The sequence below is a fragment of the Mesorhizobium sp. P3_A9 genome, assembly GCF_056402975.1.
The window spans coordinates 1-2,496 of sequence record NZ_JBFUGJ010000564.1 but is presented as its reverse complement, the minus strand read 5'-3'; the positions used below and the strand labels follow the sequence as shown (position 1 = coordinate 2,496).

Annotated in this window: 7 protein-coding genes; 5 read left to right on the top strand and 2 right to left on the bottom strand. The window is 55.7% G+C overall.

What is annotated here, in order from left to right; translation table 11 throughout:
• The 5 genes from AC1DX0_RS34520 to AC1DX0_RS34500 all read left to right on the top strand — a co-directional run.
• The coding region (locus tag AC1DX0_RS34520) for a hypothetical protein (RefSeq protein WP_477358851.1) at positions 1 to 374 on the top strand (374 nt) is incomplete at its 5' end.
• Position 375: 1 nt separating this feature from the next.
• On the top strand, positions 376 to 618 hold the full coding sequence (locus tag AC1DX0_RS34515) for a hypothetical protein (RefSeq protein ID WP_477220596.1): 243 nt from the start codon (positions 376 to 378) through the stop codon (positions 616 to 618).
• Between the two features lies 1 nt (position 619).
• Positions 620 to 1,039 (top strand): hypothetical protein, encoded by a 420-nt coding sequence (locus tag AC1DX0_RS34510; protein WP_477220597.1) that lies wholly within the window; start codon positions 620 to 622, stop codon positions 1,037 to 1,039.
• Positions 1,023 to 1,343, top strand: coding sequence for a hypothetical protein (locus tag AC1DX0_RS34505; RefSeq protein ID WP_477220598.1), 321 nt, complete (start codon positions 1,023 to 1,025; stop codon positions 1,341 to 1,343). Before AC1DX0_RS34510 ends, AC1DX0_RS34505 begins: the two co-directional genes overlap by 17 nt.
• Positions 1,340 to 1,831, top strand: a complete 492-nt coding sequence (locus tag AC1DX0_RS34500; RefSeq protein ID WP_477220599.1) for a hypothetical protein — start codon at positions 1,340 to 1,342, stop codon at positions 1,829 to 1,831. The genes AC1DX0_RS34505 and AC1DX0_RS34500 overlap by 4 nt, the downstream gene beginning before the upstream one ends.
• A 6-nt stretch (positions 1,832 to 1,837) precedes the next feature.
• Here AC1DX0_RS34500 and AC1DX0_RS34495 read toward each other — a convergent pair whose 3' ends face one another.
• On the bottom strand, positions 1,838 to 2,173 hold the full coding sequence (locus AC1DX0_RS34495) for a hypothetical protein (RefSeq protein ID WP_477220600.1): 336 nt from the start codon (positions 2,171 to 2,173) through the stop codon (positions 1,838 to 1,840).
• 89 nt (positions 2,174 to 2,262) lie between these two features.
• Positions 2,263 to 2,496: hypothetical protein (locus AC1DX0_RS34490; protein WP_477358848.1), on the bottom strand; the 234-nt coding region annotated here is incomplete at its 5' end.

The window sequence follows — 2,496 nt, the reverse complement described above, 5'->3', positions numbered from 1 at the left end:
AGATCATCGAACTCGCTCACAGGGACGCTACCGGCGAAATCGGCGCAATCATGTTTGACAATTGGGACGTGCTGGAAATGCCCGATGTGATGCGCCCTGAGCTTGAGAAGAGCATTGCGCGCACAAACGCCGTGAACCGCTTTGCGCAAACGGCAGCGCTGCGAAAGCCTACTCCACAAGACATCCTTGCTGACGGTCCAGATATTGAGACCGCAACGCGAATGGCAGATGCCGCAATTCGCGATCTTGATAATACCACGGACGAAATCCACGCCGTTCGCAATTGGTTTGGCGATGCGGTCCAACACATCAGCGTTGCAGCCAACATCACGCCTCACGAAGTGATGAGCATCGCTCTATCGGAAGCAGCTTGAGATGACCAAGCGCGCTTTCCAGCTGCCGGCGCGGGTGTGCCTTCCTGCGCCGGCAGCAACTCCTCTGTTGGATCACTTGAGCGTGTTGATCCTCATGGGAAATCCAAGCCGTCAGTTGTTGGCGTACTACCGCCGCACAAGAGCGTTCCCAAAAGCATATCGCCGGGACGGCAACAGCTACACCCTGACCGAAAGTCTCGAACGTTGGTGCATCGCCAACGGCATCCATGTGGAGCACGTCTAAAATGACGACGCATGCCAACACTAATTTTAGCGTCGTTCGATTGGCGGGCGGCAAATTTGCGCCCGGTTCTGGCGGACGGCCCAAAGGTGCAAAAGCCAAAGTCAGCCGCGAATTGTTAGCCCAAGTGAAGGCGCTTGGACCGGATGCCATCGCCAAATTGCAGGAAGCATTAGGGAAGGGCGAGCGTTGGGCGGTTGAAATCGTCCTGGCTCATGTGCTGCCGAAAGACGGCCGAACAATCGAGTTCGAAGATGCAACGCCCGATGACGTTCGCGAAGCGCTCCGCAATGGCGACATCACTGCGTCAGAAGCGAAAGACGTTGCCGCCGCACTGGCTCGATTGGCCGATGTGGACGCCATCGAAGAACTGCGCAGCCGCCTAGACGAATTGGAGCGTATGTTGAATGGCGCGCCGACTTGAAATCACCAAGCGACTAGACGCGCTCACAGCGGCCATTCGCCGAACGTTTCGCAGTCCGGGCTTGGACCGTTTGAACGACGAGCAACGCGCGGCTCATGCCAGATGGAAAATGGACTGCAAGGCGTATGCGGCGACCATCAAAGACGACCCTACAGCGCTTTATGCAGCGACCATCGATCAGGACGGCGATTGCCCAAAACTTCGCCCTGATATCGAACGCGATTTATTAGGCGAGCTAGCAGTCGTCAGCGGCGATACCGCTACGATCGCGCAACAGAAATACATGAGGATGTGCCAACAATGATCGACGCATGTTACCTCATCGAACCTGACGCCTGTTTCGTATTCCGCGACGGCTTGATGACGCGACAGGCGTACACCAACAAATTTGGCAAGCCGGCATTCCACGTCTTACCGCAATTCGATCGCGTCCTATTCAGCGCTGACCGACCACAGATGCAAGCTGTCTGGATGAACAACAGGAAGTGTCTGGACTTGGGCGTATCAGGTGCATTCGCGGTTCTGATCGCAGCCGAACAAATGACTGACAAGGATGTGGATCACTTATTTAAAGGCGGCAACGGCAGCGACCGCGCCAACTGGTGGGAATGGACAGTCAATCTTAGCCATTTGTGGAATGCGACCGAGCCGGTAGCACCGGAGGCGCGCGCCGCGCTGCATCTGATGTGGTTACGCGGCAAGCCGATCTATGAAGTGATGGGCTTCAATCCGCCCGCGTGGATAATCCGTGAGGCCGCCGAAGCAGCCGTTGCCACTGCGTTCGCTCGCTAAAAGACCCTAGGGAGTCGCGCCGCCTGGACGGCTGTCAGCGGAACGCCCGCCGCAACGGGAGCCATCTGACGCCGTGCTTTGATCAGTCGGGCAATTGCCATTGTAGGGGGCCGCGCCACCGCCTTTGGCCCCATTAACGACAGCAACAACGCGTGCGCCATCGCTTTCAATATGCGTGTTTTGGCTGTTCGGATTGAACGGATCAACAGTCTGCAAGAGCGAATTCGATCGGTTGGCATCGCCAGACGCTAGCGTCACAGAATCGTAATGGTTCAAATAGTCGGCAGCGCAACCCGAAATTAGGGCCGCAATTGTAGCGATTAAAAACAAACGCCAATGCATGAAAGTATCCCCCAATACCAGAATACATCATGCACGCTTTGAGTTTTGTTGTCGAATCAGTTGATCTATCAGGAGAAAGGGGCGCATTCTCAACGATACGGCTGATAAAGCGTCATTCCCCAAATCGTCTGGTCTGGGTAGGCTGCTTGCGCACTCTTGATAGCAGATTCAAGCTTTGCCCATCGGCCATCATCGGCCACGGCTGCGAAAATTGGATCACTCAAGTCAGTTCCGGCAGGAAGCGACTTTTGCAAATTCAGACCGTCTTTGATCGCTTCGGTCACACATGATGCTGCACCCGGAAGGCTGTCGCCGTTCAGTTC